Origin of the sequence: Sedimenticola thiotaurini, from assembly GCF_001007875.1 — a bacterium.
Classification (GTDB): Bacteria; Pseudomonadota; Gammaproteobacteria; order Chromatiales; family Chromatiaceae; genus Sedimenticola; species Sedimenticola thiotaurini.
On the sequence record NZ_CP011412.1, the window covers coordinates 350,728 to 374,386 of the forward strand.

A 23,659-nucleotide genomic window follows, 5' to 3' on the forward strand; every position below is an offset into this window, starting at 1 on the left:
GGTTGGGTTGACTGCTCGGTCCATTACACGGCTGTCTCTCTGTGACATCAAAATTCCCCCGGCCGGGCAGAGATGCCCGGCATACTCTTATGTAAAGAAAGAAAAGGTGAGTGGTCGCATTCGGCCAGGCCTGTTGAAGAGTTGATCATATGTTAGTGGGGAGTTCCTCCAGGTGAGTGCCAATAGTTCTAAACAGTGCTTTCATTGCACACTTCCGGTGCCAGTTGATGAAGAAGTAGTGGCGTTCATCAAGGGTGAGCAACGGGAGTTCTGTTGTAACGGCTGTAAGTCTGTTTGTGAGGCGATTTATGCCGCTGGCCTGGATGGCTTTTATCAGCGGATGGGCGATGGTACAGCGCTCGCCCCACCTCCTGAACTGCCCAAACAGCTGGCCCTTTATGATCTGGATGAGGTACAGGAAGAGTTCGTGGATAGCCTGGGTGAGACTCGGGATATCCATCTGCTGGTGGAGGGGATTCACTGCGCCGCCTGTGTCTGGCTGATCGAACATTCCTTGCTGAACATGGCGGGTGTCACACAGGCGCGGGTTAATTTGTCCGGTAGGCGACTGCACGTGTCCTGGGATAACAGTCGCCTCAAACTCTCTGACATTATTCGACGCCTGGGCCAGATCGGTTACGGCGCAGTGCCCTACGATCCGGATGCCGCCGAGGATCGGCTCAAACGTGAAAACCAGCACCTGCTTTATCGCATGGGATTTGCCGGTTTCACCATGATGAACCTGTTATGGATCTCTATTGCGCTCTATAGCGGGGCAGACAAGGGTGAGTTCCGTACGCTGTTTCAGTGGGTCGGCTTTTTCCTGGCAACCCCCACCCTGATCTATTCCGGTTATCCCTTCTTCAAGGGGGCCTGGTCCGGGCTGAGAAACCTCCACCTGGGTATGGATGTGCCCATAGCGATTGGCGCCAGTATCACCTATCTCTATTCCATCTACGTGATGCTGAGTGGTACCACCACCGGCGAAGTCTACTATGACACAGTGGTCAATTTCATTTTCGTAATCCTGGTCGGACGCTATCTGGAGGCGATTTCCAAGCGCCAGGCGGTGGCCTCCACCCAGCGGCTGCTGGATCTGCAACCCCGGGTGGCGACACGGCTGTCAGCGGAAGGGGAGAAGGTGGTACCCATACGTTCGATCAAACCGGGTGACCGGGTCCTGGTCAGACCAGGTGAACGGATTCCGGTCGATGGCGTGATTCTGGAAGGTCAAAGTGCTGTCGATGAAGCTATGCTGACCGGTGAATCGGTGCCGGTGACCAAAACTACCGGGATGACCGTCTCCGCAGGCACCATCAACGGCCATGGTGCCCTGCAGGTCGAAGTGACCGGGCTGCTGAAAGACAGCGCCCTTGGCAGGATCATTCGCCTGGTGGAAGAGGCTCAGGCCAGTAAGGCGCCCATCCAATGTATGGCAGACCGGATTGTGCCCTGGTTTGTCGCTATCACCATCGGGCTGGCAACCGCCACGTTCTTCTGGTGGTTGGAAACTGACTTTGAGACGGCTCTGATGGCCGCAACGGCCGTGCTGATCATCACCTGTCCCTGTGCTTTCGGACTGGCGACCCCCATGTCCATTGCCGTGGCCACCGGCCTGGGAGCGCGTTACGGGATCCTGATCAGAAATGGCGATGTGCTGGAGCGCTTTTCATCGATCAATCATTTTGTATTTGATAAAACCGGCACCCTGACGGAAGGCGCGATGCGGGTTACGGTGATCCAGACCAAAAATACGCTGTGGAGACCGGGCACTCCGGCGGATCAGGAAGTTCGCCAGTTACTCGGGCAGTTGTTGGCGGTCGAGCAATTTTCTGAACATCCGGTAGCCACTGCCCTGGTGGAGTGTGCTGAATCGATCGGTTTGAAAAGGCAGCAGTTACAGGGAAAAGCGTTTGTTAACCGTCCCGGCTATGGGGTCTCGGCACGGGTTAATGGTGCAGATGTGGTGATCGGTAATCCGGCCTGGTTGAAGGAAAACGGAGTGACAGGAGAAGCAAAATTCCAGGAGTTGGCGGATCAGCTGGGTCAGCTCGGCACCGGTTCACTGCACTGCGCCGTGAATGGTCTGGAGTGTGCCCTGGTCGGCGTGGAGGATCCGCTCAGAGATGATGCGGCCAGCTTGGTGGCGGATCTTAAGGCGGCTGGAATGGAGCTGACCATGCTGAGTGGTGATCAGCAGCGTACTGCGGAGGCAATAGCTGCCCGGCTGGGGGATATGGACGTGATTGCCGAAGTGCTGCCGGAGCAGAAAGACCAGGTTATCGCCAGCTTACAGAAAAACGACCACCAGGTGGCCATGGTGGGTGATGGTGTAAACGATGCACCGGCGCTGGTACGGGCCGATGTGGGAATCGCCCTGGGTTCCGGCACCGATGTCTCCATTGCCAGCGCCGATATCGTGTTGATGAGCAGCGAACTGAAAAAGGTGCGGCTGGCTTCCGGGTTGTCCCGACGCACGTTGCGCACAATACGGCAGAACATCGGCATCTCAATCACGTATAATCTGATCATGGTACCGCTGGCGATGTCTGCCCTGGTGACACCGCTGGTGGCGGCTATTTCGATGCCGATCAGTTCCCTGCTGGTAATAGGCAATGCTGCACGCATCCGCACCCTGTTTAGAGGCGAACAACGATGAGTGACTATTTCGAAACTGGAGTGGCCGCATGGATGTAATCTATGGATTGATTCCCGGCATGCTGATACTGGGCCTGGTGGGGGTAGTGGTATTTTTCTGGGCTGCGAAAAGCGGGCAATTTGATGATCTGGAAGGCGAGGCCAGTCGCATCCTGATGGATGATGACCTCACTGAGACCAAACCGACCCAGCCTGATAAAAATTCTCAGGATGCCAACGGTGACAAGTCGGATAAAACCGATTAAGTCACAGTCAAGGATGGATGATTTCTCTCCAGCTTCAGTGGGCGGGCCGTAGCAGTGAACCTCAATGACCCGTTTGGTCGGGTAGAACAGAAACAGCAGCGCAGTTACGAATCGCTCAGGCGTTCACTGCAGGAAGCCGGCGTCAGCACGCCTGCACAGGGTGATGCGGTACTGAAAGGCATGCTCAGACGGGCAGCGGTAGTGACGCTGCTGGTTGTCCTGATAACCGTGGTGGTGGCGTTCCTGTTTCCCAAACTGATGGCCGCGGTACTGGTACTGGCGGTGATTATCCTGTTCTGGCTGTTGGTGACGACGCTGAACGGCTACAGCCTTGTCCGGCGTTATATCCAGGATGAGCTTTCCAAGGACCGGAGCAGCTGATTCCACGGACTGACCGGTTAGGGATCACCGTTAAGATCGAAAGCAGCAAGGCTGGTCGACCCACTTCTTGCCCATCTCCAGGTTATCCGGGGGCGCTATCCAGTCGGAACCTACTGATTTTCTGACGACTTAACCAATGGTTTTAAAATCTGCCCAAAATCAGCCGGGTTGACGTATTGAAACACCTCTTTTTCGTCCGGGTTGACGGCAATGTCCAGGCCTTTTTCCGGGTAGAGCCAGTGTGTGGTTGACGACTCTGCTTCCTGAATCTTGCGATCCGGCTCACCAAAGCGGCTGCTGATGAGTTCCTCGTCGAGATCAGCGGCGGGGATATAGGTGATAAAGGCAACCTTCTCCCGGGCCAGCTGCTCCATGTCGCTACTGGATAGGTCTACTTTCCTGGCTCCGGTGCCCAGTTTGCTGATCCGTTCGCCCCGTTCAAACATAGCTTTGGCGCGCGCTTCAGGAAGATCCATGGTAAGGACCACATCGGCCTTTAATCCGCTCAGATAGATGCTCTGGAAATAGACTTCAATTACATAACGATCGTCCGGAGTCAGGAAGAGATTGGCTTTGCCCTTATCCTGAAAACTTTCACGTGCCTGGGCCAGATCGCTCTTTCCCAGCACGATATTGAAAACTGAAAGATTGCCCTGGGCGTCTACCTGGGTGTTCCATGGGAGTTTCGGGTGTTCATCCACCTTGCGCCCGCCAGGCAGCAGAATGGCGGCAGCCAGTGCGATCAGGGTTGCGATGAGTATGCCGAGAAAGATTTTGCGTTCCACTGTTTCTCCTGCCTGTGGATGAACTCTGATTCGTTAGCAATATATGGAATAGCGGAATGGTTGCGAATTATCATTACGGCCATCCTGTCAGGCTGTTATTCTACCCGACAATGGTTCTTGAGAATATGGTGCGACGATAATGGGTAACACACTCTGGTTTATTAACCTGCTAAAGGATCAGCCCTGGATCGGTTTTCTGATTGGTCTGGCCTTTGTCACGGTCATGTTCGGGTCAAAGAATCTGGTGATCTATTTTTACGCGCGCCATAAAGCAAAACAGACCGATGAGAGCGCCTGAGCGAAAATGCAGGCTTGCATTGGTCCAATCCCGCTTCTTACCTGGCTCATCGTGTAATCGCACCGCCCGGACTTCCCAGTAAGGGCGGGGTAATCCAACCAGCTGATAGGGATCGGTACGCCTTATTCCTTCTCTCCTGTTCCCTGGCGTTTTTCTCCTGCCAATTTCACATTCTCAATTCAGCCTGCCCTGTGACTGCTTCCATTTGATCGTCGACTTGCCAACCAGTCGATCATCAAGGATTAATAAAGCTGGTCAGCCGGTTGCGTCGTTTTTCAAGTTATCGCATAAGGTTGCTTATGTAACTAATTGATTTGGATAAACAGGTAACAGTGCGGCCAGGTTGTGGTAGCCTCCGGTCCCAGGTGAACAGCTATAACGGGACAGCAATTAGCAAGTACGCCCCTTCTTTGCAAAGGTCTGCTTACTGTACCAGTATTCTTTTAAAACTCCGTGATGATTGTGACATCCTGTGCCAGATATGGGATGGAAATGGATCATGGAGATTCCTAGCAAGACGTGATTTTCAATACGTAGTTCTACGTGATTATGTAGTTATTAAATAACCATAATAAAAAAATACCATAAAAATCATAATGATTTTTTAAGGAATGGAATCAGTCTTAACTTTTTATAGGAATCCGGGGCCACTCTGATAACAAAAGGCGGTACATAACTTGCATAGCTGGACGGTTAAGGTGGGTTTGCTTGCGTTGCGGGAAGCAGTTTTACGCACATACCTGTCCGGAATGGACCCATGGAGGTCATTCGATATTTAAGTTGATCATTCAAGAATCGACAGCACTGCAGGGATGCCAGACAGCGTATTTATAAAAACAGTCACCTTGAGGAGGATGTTTCATGCCATTCGCTTTGATATTTGCAACTGAACCCGGTTAATCCACCGCTCGTTCGATTTCTGCTGTTATCCAATAACGGTCCGCCATTGGCAGCAATGGTATGTCGGCTGTGGGGGTTCGTTTGTCTCTTAATCATTGATGAGGTATCAGAAAATGCTTGATTTCATCTACCAGACGGGGTGGGGCGCATTCACCTTGATGCTCCTGTTTCAGATCCCGTTTTTAATGGTTTTTCCCTATATCGTATATCAAAAATGTTTCGCAGATCCGACGCCAGCCGGCACCGAATCCAGGAAGATGACACGTACAGAGATCGGCTGGATCAGCACGGTGGTTGTGCTCTTTATCGTGGTCAACTTTCTCAGCATTACCTACATGCCCATGTCCCGGACCGCCACGGCGGAAAAAGCAGCACCGGTTATCCAGAACGTGGATGTGACCGCCCGCTCCTGGAGTTATGAAATCTCCGATCGGGAGTTTGAAGTGGGGCAACCGGTGCGCTTTTCGGCCAAGAGCGCCGACACGATGCACGGCTTCACGGTCTACCATCCGAACGGAAAAATACTCTTCAGCATGATGCTGATCCCAGGCCTGGAGAAGCCTGCCTCGCTTGTCTACACCTTCACTGAACCGGGTAAGTACAAAGTGCGCTGTCTGGAGTATTGCGGCATCGCCCATCACGGTATGCAGGATGAACTGACAGTGGTGAAAAAAGACGCTTAGGCTCGGCGCAAGATGATAAGAGGAATTTGACATGTTAACAGCAACAATAAGACGCACTCCCGTATTGGGACGCATGTTTGATGTGGATGAGAGTACAGGGCTCTCTGATATCAACACCTGGCCCGCCATGATGATCATGACATCACTGGTCTGGCTGATCGTAGCCATCCTGCTGGGTCTCCTGATGCCGGTGATTCAATTCGGCGGGTTGGATACCAACCTGTTCTACACGGCGATTACACTGCACGGTGCTGCATTAGCGTTCCCTTTCCTGTTCCAGTTCATGATGGGGATCAGTCTGCATCGCTCCGGTGGCTGCATGGGTAAATCGGCTTCCGGCAAGCTGACAACCGCGATCTATATCTGCATGAATGGCGGGGCGCTGCTGCTCACCTTGGCCGTGCTGGGTGGCTTGAAGATCTCCTACACCATCATGTATCCGCTACCCCTGGTGGGCGCTCAGATGGGTCAGTGGAGCATGGGGATGGTGGTGCTCGGCTTTACCGGTATCGCCATGGTACTGACCTCAATGATCTTCCTGTATCCGATCCAGATTATCCGTATGTCGTTTTTCGGTGAACAGCGGGAAGAGCTGCTCCTGTCGGCCCGTACCCTGAAGGATCCGGGCATGCTCGGCATGGTGATGTCCATCATGATCCTGCTGGTTACCGGGACTCCGTTGATGGTGGTTATCTATTCGATCCTGCTGGGGCTCTATGGTTTTGTATCCCTGGAAGCGATCAGTTGGGCGACCGAGCCGGTGGTGTTCCAGTACGTGTTCTACATCTTCGCCCATAACCTGATGGAAGCCATGGCGATCATGGTTATCAGTGCCGTCTATGCAACCTTGCCACTCTATCTGGCGGATGGCACACGCAAGCTGTACAGTGACAAACTGGCAAACTTGGCGCTCTGGATACTGCTGGTAACCTCGGTTACCTCATTCTTCCATCACTTCTATACCACCAACCCGGGTCTGCCCTCCGCACTGGCCTACCACGGCAACTTTATGAGCTGGGCAACCGGTATTGGTGCCGCACTCTCCATCTTTACCATACTGGCAACCATCTGGAAGCACGGCATCAAACCGGAACCCGGCTTGATGGCCATCCTGGCGGGCTTCGTGGTCTACATCATGGATGGTATCAACGCCATGGTTGCCGGTAATGTGGCGGTCTCCTCCCACATTCACGGCACCATCTGGGTGGGTGGTCATGCCATGTCGGTACTGATCGCCATGTGCCTGATGTGGATGGGGGTGCTGTACCACCACTATCCGGTTATCACCGGTAAAAAGCTGGATAAAAAACTGGGTAACCGGTTTGTCACCCTCTACACCATTGGTGCGATCGGACTGCTGCTGTCGTTTGCAGCCGGTGGGGCAATGGGTATGCCGAGGCGTTTCGCAGAGTGGGATGCCGGTCCCATCGGCTGGACAATCGCGGGTGTCGCTATTCTCGTATTCGGTCTTTTCCTGATGGCCGGATTCTTCACCTATATGCAGAACTTCTTCAAATCGAGATCAATCTCCTGAAGTCGTTTCTGATCCCGGTTGTGGGCGCGCAACACACTCCCGTGTTGCGCTTGTCGAGCGGGCAGGTCGATTCCTCCTAGAGCCTGCCCGCATCGACATAATTCACGACCCGTCAAATAACCGGCCGTCAGAGCCGGAAGTGAGGAGCAAGGTGGATGGCATGATCAAGCAACTTATCAACCTGTTCAAACTGCGAATAGGTTTCATCATGATGTTAACGGCCCTCGTGGCAATGGCAGCAACGCCGGGGCGAACAGTCTCGCTAACGGAAACACTGGTGCTGGCAATCACGGTGTTGGTGGCCGCCGCCAGCGCCGGGGCGTTCAACCAGTACTATGAAGCGGATCTCGACCGGCTGATGCCCCGTACCAGTAACCGACCCTTCGTCACCGGTTATTTCACCAAGGGGCCATTCTGGCTGTGGGTTATTAACGGTTTGCTGCTGGTCAGCGTGGCCATTGCCGCAGTAGTACTGAATGGCATGGCGGCACTCTACATTTTTCTGGGCGCATTTTTTTATGCGGTGGTTTACACGGTCTGGTTAAAGCGCCGTACCTGGATGAATATTGTCATCGGTGGCGCATCGGGCAGTTTCGCCGTGCTGGCCGGTGCGGCGGCTGTCGATCCGGTATTGACCCCGGTTCCCATTCAACTAGCCCTGGTGCTGTTTTTCTGGACACCGTCCCATTTCTGGAGCCTGGCGATCGCCCAGAACCGGGACTATATGTCCGCCGGTGTACCCATGTTACCCGCCGTGGCCGGAAATGGATACGCGGCCAGGGTGGTCCTTGGAAATACCTTGATCCTGGTGGCTATCTCGATCATGCCTTATTTCTATGGCATGGGATGGATCTACCTTTTGGGCGCGGTGAGTGGTGGCGGCTACTTTATCTATCGAAACCTGAAGATGATTCAGGATGCGGGACGCAAACCTGCAATGGCCAGTTTTTTCGCCTCGCTGATTCAACTCTCCCTGTTACTGGCCGGAACCCTGATCGACAGGTTGTTGTTGGCGTGATGCGGAAATCCCATAGTTGTCTTGACCGGCAGCAACAAGGAGTGGTCATGCATTGCAAACTGTGTGGTTTGCCGACTCCCAATCCCCCCGTGCAGCAGGATGGCTACGACTTCTGCTGCTTCGGGTGCAGCGCGGTCTACAGTCACTTTGGCGAGGCGGTCTTTAACGCCTACCGGTCCGACAGAGCGCAGAAGAGCGATCCCCAGCCCAAGGGTAAGGAAGCCTTTCTGAGAATCGAGGGGATGCACTGTGCGTCCTGCGAATTGATGCTGAAGAAGCTGGGAGAACGGGTCAGGGGGGTGATGGATGTCACTGCCTGCTATGCCACCTCCACCGCCAAGGTGATCTACGATGCCGATCTGATTCAGGAGTCAGAGCTGCCAGGGGCGTTGAGCCATGCGGGTTATCAGGTAGGCCTGCGCTCGGAAGCGGCTGCCGAGCGGGAGGACAACCGCTCGTTGTTGAGACTGCTCACCGGTGTCAGCCTGGCCGCTATGGTGATGATGCTGTATCTGGCCTTTTTCTATCCCAGCAATCTGGGCCTGGTGCCGCCGGAGGATCTGGAGTCCATGAGTTGGCTGGCGTTCTATGCCGCGCCCCGGGTGATGTTTATCCTGACGACAGTACTGATCTTCTATGTCGGTTTTCCCATACTGCGGGGCGCATGGATCGGTATCCGGGCAGCCGCCCTCAATATGGACAACCTGCTGGCTATCGCTATTCTGGCGGCCTATGGATACAGCATCTACCAGATGCTGATCGGTTCGCATGATCTCTATTTTGATGTGGCGGCAGTGATCGTCACGGTGGTTACGGCCGGGCGCTACTTTGAACAGAATGCCAAATTAAACGCAACGGCGGAGCTGTCACGGATAATCTCTGCCTGGAATCCGCACATAAAGGTACTGGAGGGTGAGCAGGTTGTTGAAAGGAGCTTGGCCACACTGCGTCCGGGTGACCGGTTTTTGGTATCGCAGGGGGAGTTCATACCGGTTAACGGCACCATCCATAGTGGGGTAGGGGCACTGGATGAATCGCTCATGACCGGCGAGCCCCATCCGGTCACACGGAACATTGGCGAGCCGGTATTGGGGGGTACCCGGTTGGTTGAGGGTGAACTGACCGTGATGGTGGGCGAGTCGGTGGAGAGCCAGATGGAGGCGCTCAGTCGCATCCTCTGGCGGGTGCAAAGTACTTCCGGTGGCTTGCTGGGCCTGGCGGATAAATTCGCCAGGGTATTTGTGCCGCTGGTGCTGTTTCTGGCCACCGCGATCACAACCGGTCTGTGGTTACAAGGTGCTGATACTGGAACGGCCTTGTTGGCCGGACTGGCCACGCTGATTGTCTCCTGTCCCTGTACCTTCGGCCTGGCGGTACCCCTGACCACCGCCGTCGCCGTCAGCACCGCACTGAGACACGGCATTATCATCGGGCGGCCGTCGGTGTACGAAAAGATAGCGGCTATAAAGTCGGTCGCACTGGATAAGACGGGTACCCTCTCCACCGGCAAAATGGAGGTCAGCGCAGTCTACGGCCCGGCGGAGGCCGCATGGTATGCCGCCGCGGTCGAGCGTTTTTCACAACACCCGGTGGCCGCCGCGATCAGCAGACTGGATGACCGTTACGGGGCGTCAGACCCGACCATACACCCGGGCAAGGGTGCCGAGGCAATGGTGGAAGGCAAGCGGGTGGCGGTGGGCAGCCGGGCGCTCTTTATGTTGTTGGGATGGAGCATACCGGATCAGCTTCAGGCGCAGCTCCGTTCGGTTTCTGCCGCTGGCGTGGTCTCTTACGTGGGCTGGGAGGGACAGGCGGTTGGTGCGATTGTCACGAACGATCAGCCGCGTCCCCAGTGGCGCCCCTTTGTGGCCAGATTACGTCGCCACTATGAAGTGGTGATGCTGACCGGGGCTGAACACACCGACGGTTATGAGTCCGGGGTCGACACCTGTCATGCCGGCATTCCCGCTGAATCCAAGGCGGCCATTGTCGGTCAACTCCGGGACAAAGGCGGTGTGATCATGATCGGCGATGGCAGTAATGATGGACCGGCTTTGGCAGCGGCGGATCTGGGTATTGCCTTTGGTGTGCCAACCTCGCTGGCCGCGGAAGCGGCAGACCTGATTATTCCGGGTGATCGGCTGGACCGGGTCAGTATCGCTCTGGACCTGTTGTACAGTGTGCGGCGGCGGGTTCGACAGAATATCGGTTGGGCGCTGCTGTATAACGCCATCGCCATACCTCTGGCCCTGTCCGGATTGCTGAACCCGCTGTTTGCCGCATTGGCCATGGCATCAAGCAGCTTTCTGGTGGTCTGGAATTCATCGCGCAGCCTGGAAAGAGCGGGCTGGGCGCTTGCCACGGACGCAGCAGAGCAGGACAGGTTACACAAGATTGAGGACTGGTCCCGGCTGGGCGATAAGTTACCGCTGGAAACCGTGAATCACCGCGTGTAGCCGAAGCCGGTTAATCGGTAGGTTTCATCGCCTGGCATGCGATCGGATCGGGTGACAGACAACTGACGGCTCAGATGAGCCGTTGCCTGAAGTACTCCTTGAGCCAGTAGCTGTAACAGCTGGCGGATTCAATATGTTCGCGTATGGAATCCAACCGGAACCAGCCCCAATCATCCGCTTCGTCCGGGTTGGGGTAGGCTGGGCCGGTATAGTTACCGAAAAAGAGATGAACGATTTCGTTCTCGGTCATCTCTTTCCCCACGTCGGCCTGGTAATGGGTGACGGCTTTCCAGGTGAGATCACACTGGATGCCCATCTCTTCATTCAACCTTCGGTGAGCGGCGGACGGGAGATTTTCATCCGGCCTTGGATGACCGCAGGCGGCATTTGCCCACAAACCGGCCGAGTGATACTTGTGACCACTTCTGCGTTGCAGCAGTATGTTGGGACCGTCCATCAGGATTACCGAGAAAGCCCGGTGCCGCAAGCCCTGGCGATGTGACTCGATTTTTTCTCTAATACCGATCTGCCGGTCCTGGTCATCTACCAGTACAACATACTCATCCACGTGAAACTCCTGTCCAATCCAGTTTCCTGTCTGCTTCACGCTTATTCAGAAGCCCAATAAGCGCTTGAAAAAACCAATCAATCCACCACTGGGCGGCGTCGTTGCGGCTGGCACGGATGCTGCGGGTGCTGCTTGAACTGCGGGCCGGGCAGTAGCTGCCGCTGGCTTTGGTTCGACTGTGGCTTTGGCAGTTGTCTGGGCCCGGTAGCTGGCCGGTTCCGAAGCGCTCAGGCTGTCGATCAACTGCCGGTAGTGCCGTAACAGCACGGAGTCTGTCGGTGGGTGGCCGACTCCCGGGCTTCCCATCATCTGTTCTGCCGCCATGGCGTGTCTTCTGAGAACGCTATCTTCCGGGTAGGTTGCGGACATTCAATACCTCCGATTCTTGTTGGTTTTAAAGTTAATATGATCCGTATGATTGATTTTGGTGGCTGTCTAAAAAGTTGATGTCGGGAGTGACTTGTCCCGGGTGATCAATGCATAGGCGGAATGGTTATGGATCGACTCAAAGTTCTCTGACTCCACGCTATAAGCGGTAATGCGCTCTTCAGCATTCAGCCGGCTGGCAATGTCCCGCACAATATCCTCCACAAACTTGGGATTGTCGTAGGCTTTTTCCGTCACGTACTTCTCATCCGGGCGTTTCAGCACCGAGTAGAGATCGCAGGAGGCCTGTCCCTCGATCAGGTCGATCAGCTCCTCGATCCAGATGAATCCGTCGATGCGTGCGGTGACCGTAATCATGGAACGCTGATTGTGCGCGCCGTATTCGGAAATCCCCTTGGAGCAGGGACAGAGACTGGTGGCGGGTACCGCGACCTTGATACTCACCGCCAGTTCCTCTTCATTTAACTCGCCCAGGAAGCTGATGTCATAATCCATCAGGCTTTTTACCCCGGATACCGGGGCGGATTTTTCGATAAAGTAAGGGAAATGCATCTCCACATGACTGCTTTCCGCCTCCAGCCGCTCGCTGATCTTGAACAGCATTTCATGGAACGAGCGCACCGTGATCTCCTTTTCCTGCTCGTTGAGGATCTCAACAAAGCGTGACATGTGCGTGCCTTTAAAGTGCTGTGGCAGACTGACATAGAGACTGAAATCGGCAATGGTGCGCTGCTCGCCACCACTGCGGTCTTTGACCAGTGCCGGATGACGAATCCCCTTGATGCCTACCTTGTTGATGGGGATCTGCCGTTCATCGGCGCTGCTTTGAATGTCTTCAAGGACGGGAGCAAGGTTACTCATTAAATTTCTCCAATTACTACACAGATTTGCAGTAGTGTCGCCCTGACAACAGGCAGGGCTGAACTGCTTGATTTCAAAGAAGGCTCCAGCAGAGAGGCTACTGAACCCAGTAACAGTTGACTGCCTGGCATGCTGTGGGCAGTCGTACTTAAAAAGGATGAGTCGTACCTGGTGCCGACCGGTAACAGCAGGTGTTTATTTCCTGCGCTGCAGTTTCAACAGGCGCTGTTATGCCGGGACTGTTATTAATCCTCCATAACGCCTTCCGGTTCAGGCCGGTTCCACCTGAACTGCACAAAACTTGAATTCCGGGATCTTGCCATCAGGATCCAGGGCCTCGTTGGTCAACAGGTTCGCCGCCGCTTCGTAATAGCAGAAGGGCAGAAACACCTGTCCCGGAGTGACACCGCTGTCACTCCTGACCCGGGTGGTTATCTCCCCGCGTCTGGAGCGCAGAATGATCGCTTGTCCCGACTGCACACCGATCTGTTGCAGGTGCTCCGGGTGCAGCATCGCCACCGGTTGGGGTTCCAGGTTGTTCAGGACACTCGCCCGACGGGTCATGGCACCGGTATGCCAGTGCTCCAGCTGCCTGCCGGTGATCAGGATGCAGGGATAGGCATCGTCCGGTAATTCATCGGCATGACTGTAGTGGGCCGGCACCAGGGCCGCCTTGCCATCGGCGCGTAGAAAACGCTCCTGGAAAATGACCGGTTGCCCCGGGTCACCCTCCTTACGGCAGGGATAGGTGACCGAACTTTCCTTTTTTAATCGCTCCCAGGTGATGCCGGCGATACTGGGCATGGCACGGCGCATCTCGTTGAATACATCCTGTGGGCCGTTGTAGTCCCAGTTCAGATTGAGCCGCTCCGCCATGGCCAAAATGATCTCCAGATCCTGGCGCGCCTGACCGGGAGGATCGATAGCCTGCCGTCCCATCTGCACGTTGCGATCGGTATTGGTAAAGGTGCCGGTTTTTTCCGGGAAGGCGGAGGCGGGCAGGATGACATCCGCGTAGTGGGCGGTTTCGGTCATGAAGATGTCCTGCACCACCAGATGCTCAAGGGAGGCCAACGCCTGCCTGGCGTGGTTCAGATTGGGATCGGACATGGCGGGGTTCTCCCCCATGATATACATGCCGGCGATCTCTCCATCCAGGATGGCGTGCATGATCTCAACAACGGTCAGGCCCGGATCGGGGTCGAGTGTTGTGTTCCAGAGTGCTTCAAAACGGTGCCGGGCGTCCTGGTTGTCCACCCGTTGATAGTCGGGATAGACCATGGGCATCAGGCCCACGTCGGAGGCACCCTGTACATTATTCTGGCCGCGCAGGGGGTGTAATCCACAACCTTCCCTGCCGACCTGTCCGCTGATCAGGGCCAGGTCAATCAGACAGCGCACGTTGTCGGTGCCGTGTACATGCTGGGATACGCCCATGCCCCAGAAGATCATGGAACCCTTTGAACTGGCATAGATGCGGGCCACTTCATACAGGGTCTCGGCCGGTATGCCGCAGATCGGTGCCATGCGTTCCGGGGTGTACTCCTGCAGATGCTGCTTGAGTGCCTCGTAGCCTTCGGTACGCTGTTCAATAAATGCTTTGTCCACCAGGTCCAATTCAATGACCGCGTGCATGATGGCATTCAGCATCGCCACATCGGTATCGGGGTGGAACTGCAAAAAATGGTGCGCATGGCGCGCGATGTCGGTTTTTCGCGGATCCATCACGATCAGGGTTTTTCCCGCCCGGGCGGCATTCTTGAAAAAGCTGGCGGCGACCGGATGGTTGGACGTGGGATTGGACCCGATCAGTACAATCACTTCACATTTGTCCACGTCGGCGACAGGATTGGTCACCGCACCGGAGCCGACCATCTGCAGCAGTGCCGCCACGGATGAGGCGTGACACAACCGTGTACAGTGATCCACGTTGTTTGTGTGCAGGCCGGTACGAATCAGTTTTTGAAACAGGTAGGCCTCTTCGTTCGAGCCCTTAGCGGAACCGAAGCCGGCCAGGCCGGCAGGCCCCCGGCTGTCCAGTACTTTTTTAAGACCATCGGCGGCGTACTGCAGCGCCTCTTCCCAGCTCGCCTCACGGAAGTCCCTCAATGGATTGTCATAATCCATATCCATCTCGGGCCGTTTCGGCGCATCCGCTTTTCGTATCAAAGGGGTCAGCAGGCGCTGGCGATGATTGACATAGTCAAAGCCGTAGCGGCCCTTGACGCAGAGGCGGCCATGGTTGGCGGGACCGTCGCGCCCCTCGACAAACTGGATACGATTATCTTTAACGTGATAAGTGAGCTGGCAGCCCACCCCGCAGTATGGGCAGACCGAATCCACCTGCCGGTCTATCGTCTGCCGGCCCACATCACCGGCAGGCATCAGGGCGCCCGTGGGGCAGACCTGCACACACTCGCCACAACCGACACAACTGGATTGTCCCATGGGATCATCCATATCGAAGATGATCCGTGCCCGGCTGCCACGATGGTAAAAACCGATCACGTCATTGGCCTGCTCTTCCCGGCAGGCGCGCAGGCACCGGCCGCACTGGATGCAGGCGTCCAGACTTACCGTGATTGCCGGATGGGACCGATCCGGCTCCGGTTGTTGTCGTGCTGGAAAACGGCGTCCGCTGACCTGGAGTTTCTCGCACCAGTGACTCAACTCATTGTGTGGGGTGAGTGACAGCCCCTCCGGAGTGTCGGATTGCAGCAGCTCCAGGACCAGTTTCTGCGCCGTGGCGGCCCGTGGTGATTTACTGGCCACCGACATGCCTTCGCTGGGGTAGCGGCAGCAGGAGGGGGCCAGCGTCCGCTCGCCGTCGATTTCCACCACGCAGGCGCGGCAGTTGCCGTCGGCACGCAGCCTGTCGCTATAGCAAAGGTGCGGTATCTCCACGCCGTGACGCTGAGCCGCCTGCAGGATGGTCTCGTTGGCCTGTGCTGTGACAGGGGCGCCATTCAGAGTGAATGAAACAGTTGCCGTACCAGTGCTCGGGTTCGCAGCCATCTATGCAAACTCCTCTGGAAAGTATTTCAGAGCGGAGCGCAGCGGATTGGGGGCGGCCTGGCCGAGGCCGCAGATCGAGGCATCCGACATCACCTGACACAGCTCCTGTAACAGGGGCTGATCCCACTCCTGTTCGCTCATCAGCGTGGCCGCTTTCTCGGTACCGACCCGACAGGGTGTGCACTGGCCGCAGGACTCATCGGCAAAGAAGCGCATGGCGTTCAACGCCTGTTCCCGCACGCTGTCCTGGTCGGAGAGTATGATGATCGCCGCCGAGCCGATGAAACAGCCATACTCATGCAGGGTGTCGAAGTCCAGTGGAATATCCGCCAGGGAAGCGGGCAGAATGCCGCCCGAAGCGCCCCCGGGAAAATAGGCCTTCAGACGGTGCCCCTTCTGCATGCCGCCGCAGTACTCCGCGATAAGTTCATTCAGGGTAATGCCGGCGGGAGCCAGATAGACGCCGGGCTTTTTCACCCGGCCACTGACGGAGAAACTGCGCAATCCGTAACGTCCGTTACGCCCCTGGGCACTGAACCAGTCTGGCCCTTTCTCCAGCAACTCGGGTACCCAGTAGAGCGTCTCCATGTTGTGCTCTAGTGTGGGTCGGCCAAACAGGCCTTTCTCCGCGATGTAGGGCGGGCGTAAACGGGGGATGCCGCGTTTGCCCTCGATCGATTCGATCATGGCCGACTCTTCACCACAGATATAGGCACCCGCACCCCGACGCAATTCGATCGGGGGTAACGGACAGGGTGGGTTGCGGATGAGTGCGTCCAGCTCCCGTTGCAGCAGTTTGCGGATACCGGCATATTCATCGCGCAGATAGATATAGATCTTTGCCGCGTCCACCACCGTGGCGGCAATCAGCATGCCCTCCAGGAAGCGGTGTGGATTCCGTTTCAGGTAATAGTGGTCCTTGAAAGTGCCCGGTTCACCCTCATCGATATTGACCGCCATTAACCTGGGGGCAGGGTAGTCGCGCACAATGCGCCACTTGCTACCGGTGGGAAAACCGGCGCCGCCAAGACCCCGCAGTTTGGCATTTTCCAGGGTCTGGATAATGGTTTCGTGATTTGCCTCGCCGTCATTGAGCACCCCTTTCAACTGCCCGTAGCCATCCGCTTCGAGATAGGTGGAATAGTCCATTGCCTGGTCTGGAATCGGTTCATCACGGTTACCCTGGTTGATGGCGTCCTGCACCCGCTCGGGGGTGGCGAACGGTACCGGGTGGGTGCCAACCACTGCCACCGGGGCGATTTCACAACGTCCTACGCAGGGCACAGGCTGAATGCGCACATGGTTTCCCAGGGCGGCCTGCAACTCCCGAATCAAGGGGTCCGCGCCTGCCATACTGCAACTGATGGAATCGCAGACACGCACGGTCAACGACGGGGGCGGGGTCTCGCCACTTTTGACCAGATCGAAATGGTGGTAAAAACTGGCGACTTCATACACCTCGCTGGTTGAGAGCTTGAGTCGCTCCGCCAGCGCCGTCAGCAGACCGCTCTCCAGGTAACCCCGGTCGTCCTGAATACGATGGAGGTATTCAATCAGGCGATCGCGGCGTGCTGTGCCGGCATCAAGATAGGGGGTGACCGCTGCCAGCGCTTCCGGCGTAGCCTGCCGACCCCTTCTGCGGGATTTCTGTTGACCGTCTTTTCGTTTCAACAACCTATCCTCTTTTGGGTGGGGCAAATCTACGCAAAGAGTCTTGCGCTACATTTAAACCACTATTTATCTATGGTTTGTTCGTCTGACTGTTCCAGCGTACTCATCAGACCATCCGCCAGGGCTTGTGGCGGAAGACCGTGGGGCAGCACAGCCGCCAGCTTTCCATTCCGGTCGATCACATAGAGGTTGGCAGTGTGATCGATGGTGTAGTTTTCCGTTTCGCCTTTACCAACAAAATCAAAACGGGCGTGATAACGCTTGGCCACTTCGGCAATCTGCTCTGCCGTGCCGGTCAGACCCTTCATACGGGGATGAAAATAGTGTGTGTATTCACGCAATTTTTCCGGTGTGTCCCGATCTGGATCCACCGATATAAAGAGTGGATCAATCTGCTCCGCAGCTTCTCCGATGCTGCTCAAGGCAGCGCTGATGGTTGCCAGTGATGTGGGGCAGACGTCCGGGCAGAAGGTGTATCCAAATGAAAGTACAACAACGTGACCCCGGGAATCACTTAAAGAGTAGGGTTTGCCGTCAGACCCGGTCAGAGTGAAATCACCCCCGATTCCGAATGCGTTGCTCCCGGTAAACAGAAGCGTGGCTATAAGCAGGTATTTATATAATTGGTACATCGAATCCTCCCAGATGGTATTCAGTAATGCAGCTTTAATGCCAACTAACTATAAGCCGGATTTGCTTGATCCAGGAAGTTAAAAGTGTTTCAGAGACTGTGCAACATCGTGTGCATGTGTAACAGCAACGGCGCAACCTAAAAAAGCTTATCTCCTCAGAAAGGTTGTAAATACTGACATTTATCACTTTGGCACTGTTTTTGCGGGATATGACACACCGCTAGAGGGCGGGGTGATTATTCGGCTGGTGCCGTATCCCTTAATCACTTGGAACGGAAACCAGAAAATAAACAATAGAGCAAAGAGTTGGAGGAAACTACCTTATGCATAAGCATCACAAAGGAACAGTCAGTCGCACCTTGATGGCGGCTACCCTGGCCGCATCGACACTGTTTACCGCGCTGCCCGCTAATACTCTGGCTGACGAGCCTTGTAACTCACCTTATATGGCCAAGATCGTCGGACAGGAGGATTTTGTCTATGTCTGGACCCTGGGTGTTGAGGGTGTGGGTGATGGTCAGGACAAACTGGTAACGATCGATGTTAATCCAAAGTCCAAGAACTACGGCAAGGTGATTAACACCCTGTCGGTTGGTGGTCGTAACGAGGCCCATCACTCCGGGTTGACCGATGATCGCCGTTATCTCTGGGCGGGTGGCCTGGATACCAACAAGTTGTTCATCTTCGATGTTCATACCGATCCAGCCAAACCGACACTGCATAAGGTCATCACCGACTTTGTTGCCAAGAGCGGCGGTGTGGTTGGTCCCCACACCACCTACGCCTTGCCCGGTCGTATGATTATCACCGGCCTGTCCAATAACCAGGATCACGGTGGACGTACCGCATTGGTGGAATACACCAACGAAGGCGATTACGTGGCAACCTACTGGGTGCCGACGGATGAAAATCTGCAGGGTGCGGTGAAGAGCGGTAAGTATGCTGATGGTTATAACTACGATATTCGTGCACTGCCGCGTCGTAACGTCATGGTGACCTCATCATTTACCGGCTGGTCCAACTACATGATGGACTTCGGTAAAATGCTGCAGGACAAGGAAGCCATGAAGCGGTTTGGTAATACCGTGGTGATCTGGGATCTGCATACCCGTAAACCAAAGAAGATCCTGGACGTTCCGGGAGCTCCGCTGGAGATTCGTTGTGCCTGGCGCTCTGAAAACAACTGGTGCATGACCACCACCGCCCTGACTTCCAAGATCTGGATCATCTACGAGGATGAAAACGGTGAATGGCAGGCCAAGGATGTGGGTGATATCGGCGATCCCTCCAAGGTACCCCTGCCGGTGGATATCTCCATTACCGCCAATGACCAGGGTCTCTGGGTTGATACCTTCATGGACGGCAGTACGCGTTATTATGACTTGAGCGACCCCATGAATCCCAAGCTGACCTACCAGAAAAAGATCGGCAAACAGGTCAACATGATCTCCCAGAGCTGGGACGGCAAGCGTGCCTACTACACCAGCTCCCTGTTGGCTAACTGGGATAAGAAAGGTGATGACAACGAGCAGTACTTCAAAGCCTACGACTGGAACGGCAAGGAACTGGTCGAGAAGTTCTCCATTGACTTCATGAAAGAGAAACTGGGACGGGCACATCAGATGCGCTTTGGTGCTTACTCGCTGTATGCCAGCAATCGGCGTACGCAGGAGAAGCAGCCCACTGTCGCTGCCAAATAGTCAGGTCTTCCCGACACCCCTGCCACATATGGCTGGCAGGGGATTTTGCCCTCCTACCCCCGGAGGGCATTCTTTTTATCCACCTGTCTGTGCGGAGTTCCTTTTATGAGCATAGTGAAGCAGCGCGGGTTATATGCCATAGCCGTTATACTACTGGGCGCCCTGATGACGCACCATCCGATTGCGCGTAGCGCCACCCAGTCATCGACTGCTGTAGAACCAACGGTACTGGCCCCTTTCTATACCAAGGCCCTGTATGATCCGCCGGAAGCGGGCACTTATGAATTACCACCCATTGGCATGGCCGCTGACGGAAATGTGATAGACACGAAAGGCAACAAGCGTCGATTGCATGAATTCTTCAGCGATGGAAAAGTTATCCTGCTGAGTTTTATCTACAGCACCTGCAATGATGTCAATGGTTGCCCGCTGGCCACGGCAGTGATGTACGAGATACAGAAAAGAATAAGAAATGATCCATTCCTACGTGATCGGTTCGAGATGGTGAGTCTCAGTTTTGATCCGATCTACGACACACCGGAAGTGATGGCCCTTTACGGCAAAGGTTATACAAAAGACAACAACTGGCGTTTCCTGACCACTGCCTCAAACGACGACTTGCAGCCCATACTCGACAGTTACCAGCAATCGGTGATTCGCGACTATGACGAGAACGGCAAGGAGCTGGCAAGTTTCTCCCACATACTCCGGGTATTCCTGATCGATCCGGAAAAACGGATCAGAAACATATACAGCGTCTCTTTCCTCAATCCTGGCCTGATCATTAACGATGCCAAGACAGTTCTGATGAGTGACTCCCAGGCACCGGCAGAGGATAACCTGGTCAAGGTGGCAAGCCTTTCCAGGCCCGGTGATTACAAGGTGGGTTATGAGACCAAGGATTATGTGACCAACAGTCAATCGGTTGCCGATCGTACCGGTAAGGAGGCGGATTTGAGCGCTTACCTGGTAAAGCCTCCCCTTGGTCTGCCAGCCATTCCGCAACCCGAGAACAACCCGATTACCCAGGCAAAGGTACAGTTGGGTAGAAAACTCTTCTACGACCGTCGCTTATCTCTGAACAACACCTTCTCCTGTGCCATGTGCCATATCCCGGAGCAAGGCTTCAGTAATAACGAGCTGGCTATTGCGGTTGGCCTGGAAGGGCGCAGTGGACGGCGCAACTCGCCAACCATCTATAACGTCGCCTATCTTAAAAAACTGTTCCATGACGGGCGCGAAGAGTCGCTGGAGCAGCAAGTGTGGGGGCCGTTACTGGCTTTCAACGAAATGGCCAATCCATCGGTAGGTGCGGTGATCTCCAAGATACGCAATATTCCCGATTACAAGGGACTTTTCGAGGCGGCTTTTGATGGCCGGGGTGTGAGTATGGAGACACTCGGCATGGCCATAGCCAGCTATGAAAGGCTCCTGGTATCCGGCAACTCACCGTTCGATCGCTGGTACTATGGCGGCGAGAAAAATGCCCTTAACGATGCGGCCAAACGCGGCTTTGACCTGTTCGTTGGTAAGGCGGGTTGTGTAAGCTGCCACACCATCGGTGAGAAGAGTGCGCTGTTTACCGATGATGCTATGCACAACACCGGCATGGGCTACCGGGAATCCATGGGGATCAAACCAGAGTCGCAGAAGATGCTGGTGGCTCCGGGCATCTATATGAATATCAGCCAGGATATTATTGCCGAGACCGGTTTCCAGCCGATTGGTGATGTGGGGCTCTATGAAGTGACCCAGAATCCGGCTGATCGCTGGAAGTACCACACCCCATCCCTGCGTAATGTCGCCCTGACAGCGCCCTATATGCACAACGGGGCCCTGAGTACCCTGCGCGAAGTGGTGGACTTCTACAACGAAGGCGGGGTAGAGAATGAACTGCTGGATGTGCTGATCAAACCACTCGGCCTGACCGACCGCGAGTGTGACGATCTGGTGGCCTTTATGGAGAGCCTGACAGGTGATAATGTGGACACCATTGTGGCGGACGCATTTGCTGCCCCTATTGGTGATTTAACAAAAGAGGACCCCGACTGGGCTCACTAGAAGGTAAATTATGACTAAGATAAAGTGGTTTGGCCTAGTACTCTGGTTGATCTGCGGATATGTGCTGGCGGGAGAGAGTATGTCGCCGGTGGAGCCACCCAAAGCGGTTGCCGATTTTACGCTGCCGGGGATTGATGGTAATCAGCAGCGGCTGAAGGATCTGCAGGGCAAGTATGTACTGGTCAACTTCTGGGCCGTCTGGTGTGGACCCTGCCGGGCCGAGATGCCCTCCCTGGACCGTGCTTACCAGCAGTTGAAGGGTGATCAGTTTGAACTGCTGGCGATTCATGCCGGCCCCAGTATGGAACATGCCCAGGGTTATGCCGAGGAGCTGAAGCTCACCTTTCCCATAGTGGTGGATGAGGATCTGGAGCTGACCAGCTGGGGCGTGCGGGGATTACCCACCACCTTCCTGATCGACCCGGAAGGTCGCATTGTGGCCGAAGCCGTCGGTGAACGGGTGTGGGATGACGCTGCCATGCTGAAAGTGATCAGGGACTACATGGAGTAGGTCTGGGGTCACCTGCAGTCGCTCTCGGCCACCAGGCAGTCGAAGCTAGGCCACAGGCCACTGCTTTCCGGGTAGTCACACGTAAGATCAATAACAGGCCTGATGACCTCCCCTGAAACTTTCACTTCAGGGGAGGTTTTTTTATGGGTTGTCCATTTCCAGCACCCGGTGGGCTATCACCAGCTACCCGGGTGCCAGATGGAACAAACCACTGGTAAGGGAGACGTGATTATTACCAACCAAGGGGGACGACCATAATTGATCGTCCGGGGTGGTAGGGGAGGGACCTTTAATTACGGGATCTGTCTGTAGGGTTAGGTGCAGGCGCAGTTGTTAGTGCCAGATGAGGCTGGGGATATAGCCACATGTAATCAATGGGTTATTTCATCTTTTTAACCATTCCTGCTAATACAGCGCATGTTCAGCTAGCCAAATACCGGTGAACAAACCATCTTGGTCAGATCGGGAGGTTTGATAGTTGATCAAGCGGGCGGTGATAAAAAGTATTCATAAAGCCACTGATCGGACGATTGTCGTTCACTCAGGCAAGCCTTCGAACTCAGGTATCCCATCCAACCCGTTCTCCCAGGCTGGTCTGCTGGATACAAAAATATGTGCTGTTGGTGTCATCGAGACTTCCGTGTCCAGACAACCTGCTGGGACCACGAGTAAACCCGCCTCCTGAACGCTCGGCAATGCCGAGCCGCATAGCTTACAAAAGCTTTTACTATGACGTGTGCCCGGAAGCGTGAAAGAAGTTACAGCCTCCGTTCCCGATCGCCAGGTCAATTTAGCCGTCTGGGAAAATAAATTTGCCGCGTGGGCAGATCCCGTATCCTTTTGGCAATGCTGGCAATGACACAGGTAAAAACTGTCGAAATCGCCATGCACCTCAAATCTGACGGTGCCACACAAACAAGAACCAGAATAATCAGACATCAGAACTCCTTACTCAGACCTATCGGTGGAATAGCTACATTATTTCACAACATCTATATAAGCACTTATATGGGGCGCTCTGGGGTTTTGTAGCCTATCCACTCAGAATGTATTATTCGTTTTATTCATTAGTCGTATGATTGGATTTTAGGCGTAAAAAAGGGACGAACATTCAGTACTCTATATCCGCTCGCATATGTTTTGCACTTTGTTGAGTGATCAGTCCGGCCATTCTGAGTTTCGATTACATGGGCGTTCCGTCGCGGTTATTTTAATGCCAGTGAGTGAATTGTACATGTCGTCAGTAATACACCGATCAATGCGAAGGCCAAGCGACACGACGGTTTACGCGGTTT

At 54.9% G+C, this 23,659-nt stretch carries 19 protein-coding genes; 11 read left to right on the forward strand and 8 right to left on the reverse strand.

All coding sequences use genetic code 11. From position 1 onward, the window contains the following. The first annotated feature begins 217 nt into the window (after window positions 1-217). The 3 genes from AAY24_RS01520 to AAY24_RS01530 are packed head-to-tail and all read left to right on the forward strand — an operon-like array spanning window position 218 to window position 3,284. Window positions 218-2,659 carry a heavy metal translocating P-type ATPase gene (locus AAY24_RS01520; RefSeq protein WP_234422223.1) on the forward strand — a complete coding sequence of 814 codons (2,442 nt, stop codon included), beginning with the start codon at window positions 218-220 and terminating at the stop codon, window positions 2,657-2,659. Between the two features lie 28 nt (window positions 2,660-2,687). Next, entirely contained in the window at window positions 2,688-2,903 is a 216-nt protein-coding gene (ccoS, locus tag AAY24_RS01525; RefSeq protein ID WP_046858179.1) for a cbb3-type cytochrome oxidase assembly protein CcoS, read from the forward strand. A 54-nt stretch (window positions 2,904-2,957) separates the two neighbouring features. After that, window positions 2,958-3,284 carry a hypothetical protein gene (locus tag AAY24_RS01530; RefSeq protein WP_046858180.1) on the forward strand — a complete coding sequence of 109 codons (327 nt, stop codon included), beginning with the start codon at window positions 2,958-2,960 and terminating at the stop codon, window positions 3,282-3,284. A gap of 110 nt (window positions 3,285-3,394) precedes the next feature. On the opposite strand, the gene AAY24_RS01535 is transcribed toward AAY24_RS01530, so the two are convergent. Continuing rightward, window positions 3,395-4,069 (reverse strand): hypothetical protein, encoded by a 675-nt coding sequence (locus AAY24_RS01535; protein WP_046858181.1) that lies wholly within the window; start codon window positions 4,067-4,069, stop codon window positions 3,395-3,397. Window positions 4,070-4,208: 139 nt separating this feature from the next. On the opposite strand from AAY24_RS01535, the gene AAY24_RS19070 reads away from it, so the two are divergent. From AAY24_RS19070 to AAY24_RS01555, 5 genes are all read left to right on the forward strand, one after another. After that, on the forward strand, window positions 4,209-4,367 hold the full coding sequence (locus tag AAY24_RS19070; RefSeq protein ID WP_199930452.1) for a hypothetical protein: 159 nt from the start codon (window positions 4,209-4,211) through the stop codon (window positions 4,365-4,367). Between the two features lie 1,157 nt (window positions 4,368-5,524). After that, window positions 5,525-5,950 carry a cupredoxin domain-containing protein gene (locus AAY24_RS01540; protein WP_199930453.1) on the forward strand — a complete coding sequence of 142 codons (426 nt, stop codon included), beginning with the start codon at window positions 5,525-5,527 and terminating at the stop codon, window positions 5,948-5,950. A 31-nt stretch (window positions 5,951-5,981) separates the two neighbouring features. Then, on the forward strand, window positions 5,982-7,484 hold the full coding sequence (locus AAY24_RS01545) for a cbb3-type cytochrome c oxidase subunit I (RefSeq protein ID WP_082116978.1): 1,503 nt from the start codon (window positions 5,982-5,984) through the stop codon (window positions 7,482-7,484). A 160-nt stretch (window positions 7,485-7,644) separates the two neighbouring features. Further along, a complete protein-coding gene (cyoE, locus tag AAY24_RS01550; protein WP_046858183.1) occupies window positions 7,645-8,502 on the forward strand; it encodes a heme o synthase in 858 nt (285 codons plus the stop codon). Between the two features lie 47 nt (window positions 8,503-8,549). Next, a complete protein-coding gene (locus AAY24_RS01555) occupies window positions 8,550-10,958 on the forward strand; it encodes a heavy metal translocating P-type ATPase (protein WP_052760991.1) in 2,409 nt (802 codons plus the stop codon). A 70-nt stretch (window positions 10,959-11,028) separates the two neighbouring features. Here the strand turns inward: AAY24_RS01555 and idi are convergent, their stop codons facing one another. The 6 genes from idi to AAY24_RS01580 all read right to left on the reverse strand — a co-directional run bounded on the left by idi (window position 11,029) and on the right by AAY24_RS01580 (window position 18,092). Continuing rightward, on the reverse strand, window positions 11,029-11,526 hold the full coding sequence (idi, locus tag AAY24_RS01560) for an isopentenyl-diphosphate Delta-isomerase (RefSeq protein WP_046858184.1): 498 nt from the start codon (window positions 11,524-11,526) through the stop codon (window positions 11,029-11,031). A 45-nt stretch (window positions 11,527-11,571) separates the two neighbouring features. After that, window positions 11,572-11,895: a hypothetical protein gene (locus AAY24_RS19075; protein ID WP_199930455.1), complete on the reverse strand. Its 324-nt coding sequence runs from the start codon at window positions 11,893-11,895 to the stop codon at window positions 11,572-11,574. Between the two features lie 66 nt (window positions 11,896-11,961). Further along, window positions 11,962-12,774: a GTP cyclohydrolase FolE2 gene (folE2, locus tag AAY24_RS01565; protein WP_046858185.1), complete on the reverse strand. Its 813-nt coding sequence runs from the start codon at window positions 12,772-12,774 to the stop codon at window positions 11,962-11,964. A 270-nt stretch (window positions 12,775-13,044) separates the two neighbouring features. Further along, window positions 13,045-15,789 carry a formate dehydrogenase subunit alpha gene (fdhF, locus tag AAY24_RS01570; RefSeq protein WP_046858186.1) on the reverse strand — a complete coding sequence of 915 codons (2,745 nt, stop codon included), beginning with the start codon at window positions 15,787-15,789 and terminating at the stop codon, window positions 13,045-13,047. Continuing rightward, complete coding sequence (locus tag AAY24_RS01575) at window positions 15,790-17,460, reverse strand: NAD(P)H-dependent oxidoreductase subunit E (protein WP_234422224.1); 1,671 nt, start codon at window positions 17,458-17,460, stop codon at window positions 15,790-15,792. It lies immediately after the preceding gene. A 62-nt stretch (window positions 17,461-17,522) separates the two neighbouring features. Further along, window positions 17,523-18,092, reverse strand: coding sequence for an SCO family protein (locus AAY24_RS01580; RefSeq protein WP_052760992.1), 570 nt, complete (start codon window positions 18,090-18,092; stop codon window positions 17,523-17,525). 323 nt (window positions 18,093-18,415) lie between these two features. Between AAY24_RS01580 and mtoX the strand changes: the two genes are divergently transcribed. The 3 genes from mtoX (at window position 18,416) to AAY24_RS01595 (ending at window position 22,364) form a co-directional block, all read left to right on the forward strand. Continuing rightward, window positions 18,416-19,792 carry a methanethiol oxidase gene (mtoX, locus tag AAY24_RS01585; protein WP_082116981.1) on the forward strand — a complete coding sequence of 459 codons (1,377 nt, stop codon included), beginning with the start codon at window positions 18,416-18,418 and terminating at the stop codon, window positions 19,790-19,792. Between the two features lie 105 nt (window positions 19,793-19,897). Beyond that, complete coding sequence (locus AAY24_RS01590; protein ID WP_234422225.1) at window positions 19,898-21,853, forward strand: cytochrome c peroxidase; 1,956 nt, start codon at window positions 19,898-19,900, stop codon at window positions 21,851-21,853. A 10-nt stretch (window positions 21,854-21,863) separates the two neighbouring features. After that, on the forward strand, window positions 21,864-22,364 hold the full coding sequence (locus AAY24_RS01595) for a TlpA disulfide reductase family protein (protein ID WP_046858189.1): 501 nt from the start codon (window positions 21,864-21,866) through the stop codon (window positions 22,362-22,364). 537 nt (window positions 22,365-22,901) lie between these two features. Here the strand turns inward: AAY24_RS01595 and AAY24_RS18825 are convergent. Beyond that, window positions 22,902-23,303, reverse strand: a complete 402-nt coding sequence (locus AAY24_RS18825) for a GFA family protein (protein ID WP_082116982.1) — start codon at window positions 23,301-23,303, stop codon at window positions 22,902-22,904. Window positions 23,304-23,659: the final 356 nt, after the last annotated feature.

Bases quoted from the DNA above. Each gene is read 5' to 3' on its own strand.
- ccoS (WP_046858179.1), top strand. From the start codon at position 2,688: ATGGATGTAATCTATGGATTGATTCCCGGCATGCTGATACTGGGCCTG.
- AAY24_RS19070 (WP_199930452.1), top strand. From the start codon at position 4,209: ATGGGTAACACACTCTGGTTTATTAACCTGCTAAAGGATCAGCCCTGG.
- AAY24_RS01540 (WP_199930453.1), top strand. From the start codon at position 5,525: ATGACACGTACAGAGATCGGCTGGATCAGCACGGTGGTTGTGCTCTTT.
- AAY24_RS01545 (WP_082116978.1), top strand. From the start codon at position 5,982: ATGTTAACAGCAACAATAAGACGCACTCCCGTATTGGGACGCATGTTT.
- cyoE (WP_046858183.1), top strand. From the start codon at position 7,645: ATGATCAAGCAACTTATCAACCTGTTCAAACTGCGAATAGGTTTCATC.
- AAY24_RS01555 (WP_052760991.1), top strand. From the start codon at position 8,550: ATGCATTGCAAACTGTGTGGTTTGCCGACTCCCAATCCCCCCGTGCAG.
- AAY24_RS19075 (WP_199930455.1), bottom strand. From the start codon at position 11,895: ATGTCCGCAACCTACCCGGAAGATAGCGTTCTCAGAAGACACGCCATG.
- folE2 (WP_046858185.1), bottom strand. From the start codon at position 12,774: ATGAGTAACCTTGCTCCCGTCCTTGAAGACATTCAAAGCAGCGCCGAT.
- fdhF (WP_046858186.1), bottom strand. From the start codon at position 15,789: ATGGCTGCGAACCCGAGCACTGGTACGGCAACTGTTTCATTCACTCTG.
- AAY24_RS01580 (WP_052760992.1), bottom strand. From the start codon at position 18,092: ATGTACCAATTATATAAATACCTGCTTATAGCCACGCTTCTGTTTACC.
- mtoX (WP_082116981.1), top strand. From the start codon at position 18,416: ATGCATAAGCATCACAAAGGAACAGTCAGTCGCACCTTGATGGCGGCT.
- AAY24_RS01590 (WP_234422225.1), top strand. From the start codon at position 19,898: ATGAGCATAGTGAAGCAGCGCGGGTTATATGCCATAGCCGTTATACTA.
- AAY24_RS01595 (WP_046858189.1), top strand. From the start codon at position 21,864: ATGACTAAGATAAAGTGGTTTGGCCTAGTACTCTGGTTGATCTGCGGA.
- AAY24_RS18825 (WP_082116982.1), bottom strand. From the start codon at position 23,303: ATGTCTGATTATTCTGGTTCTTGTTTGTGTGGCACCGTCAGATTTGAG.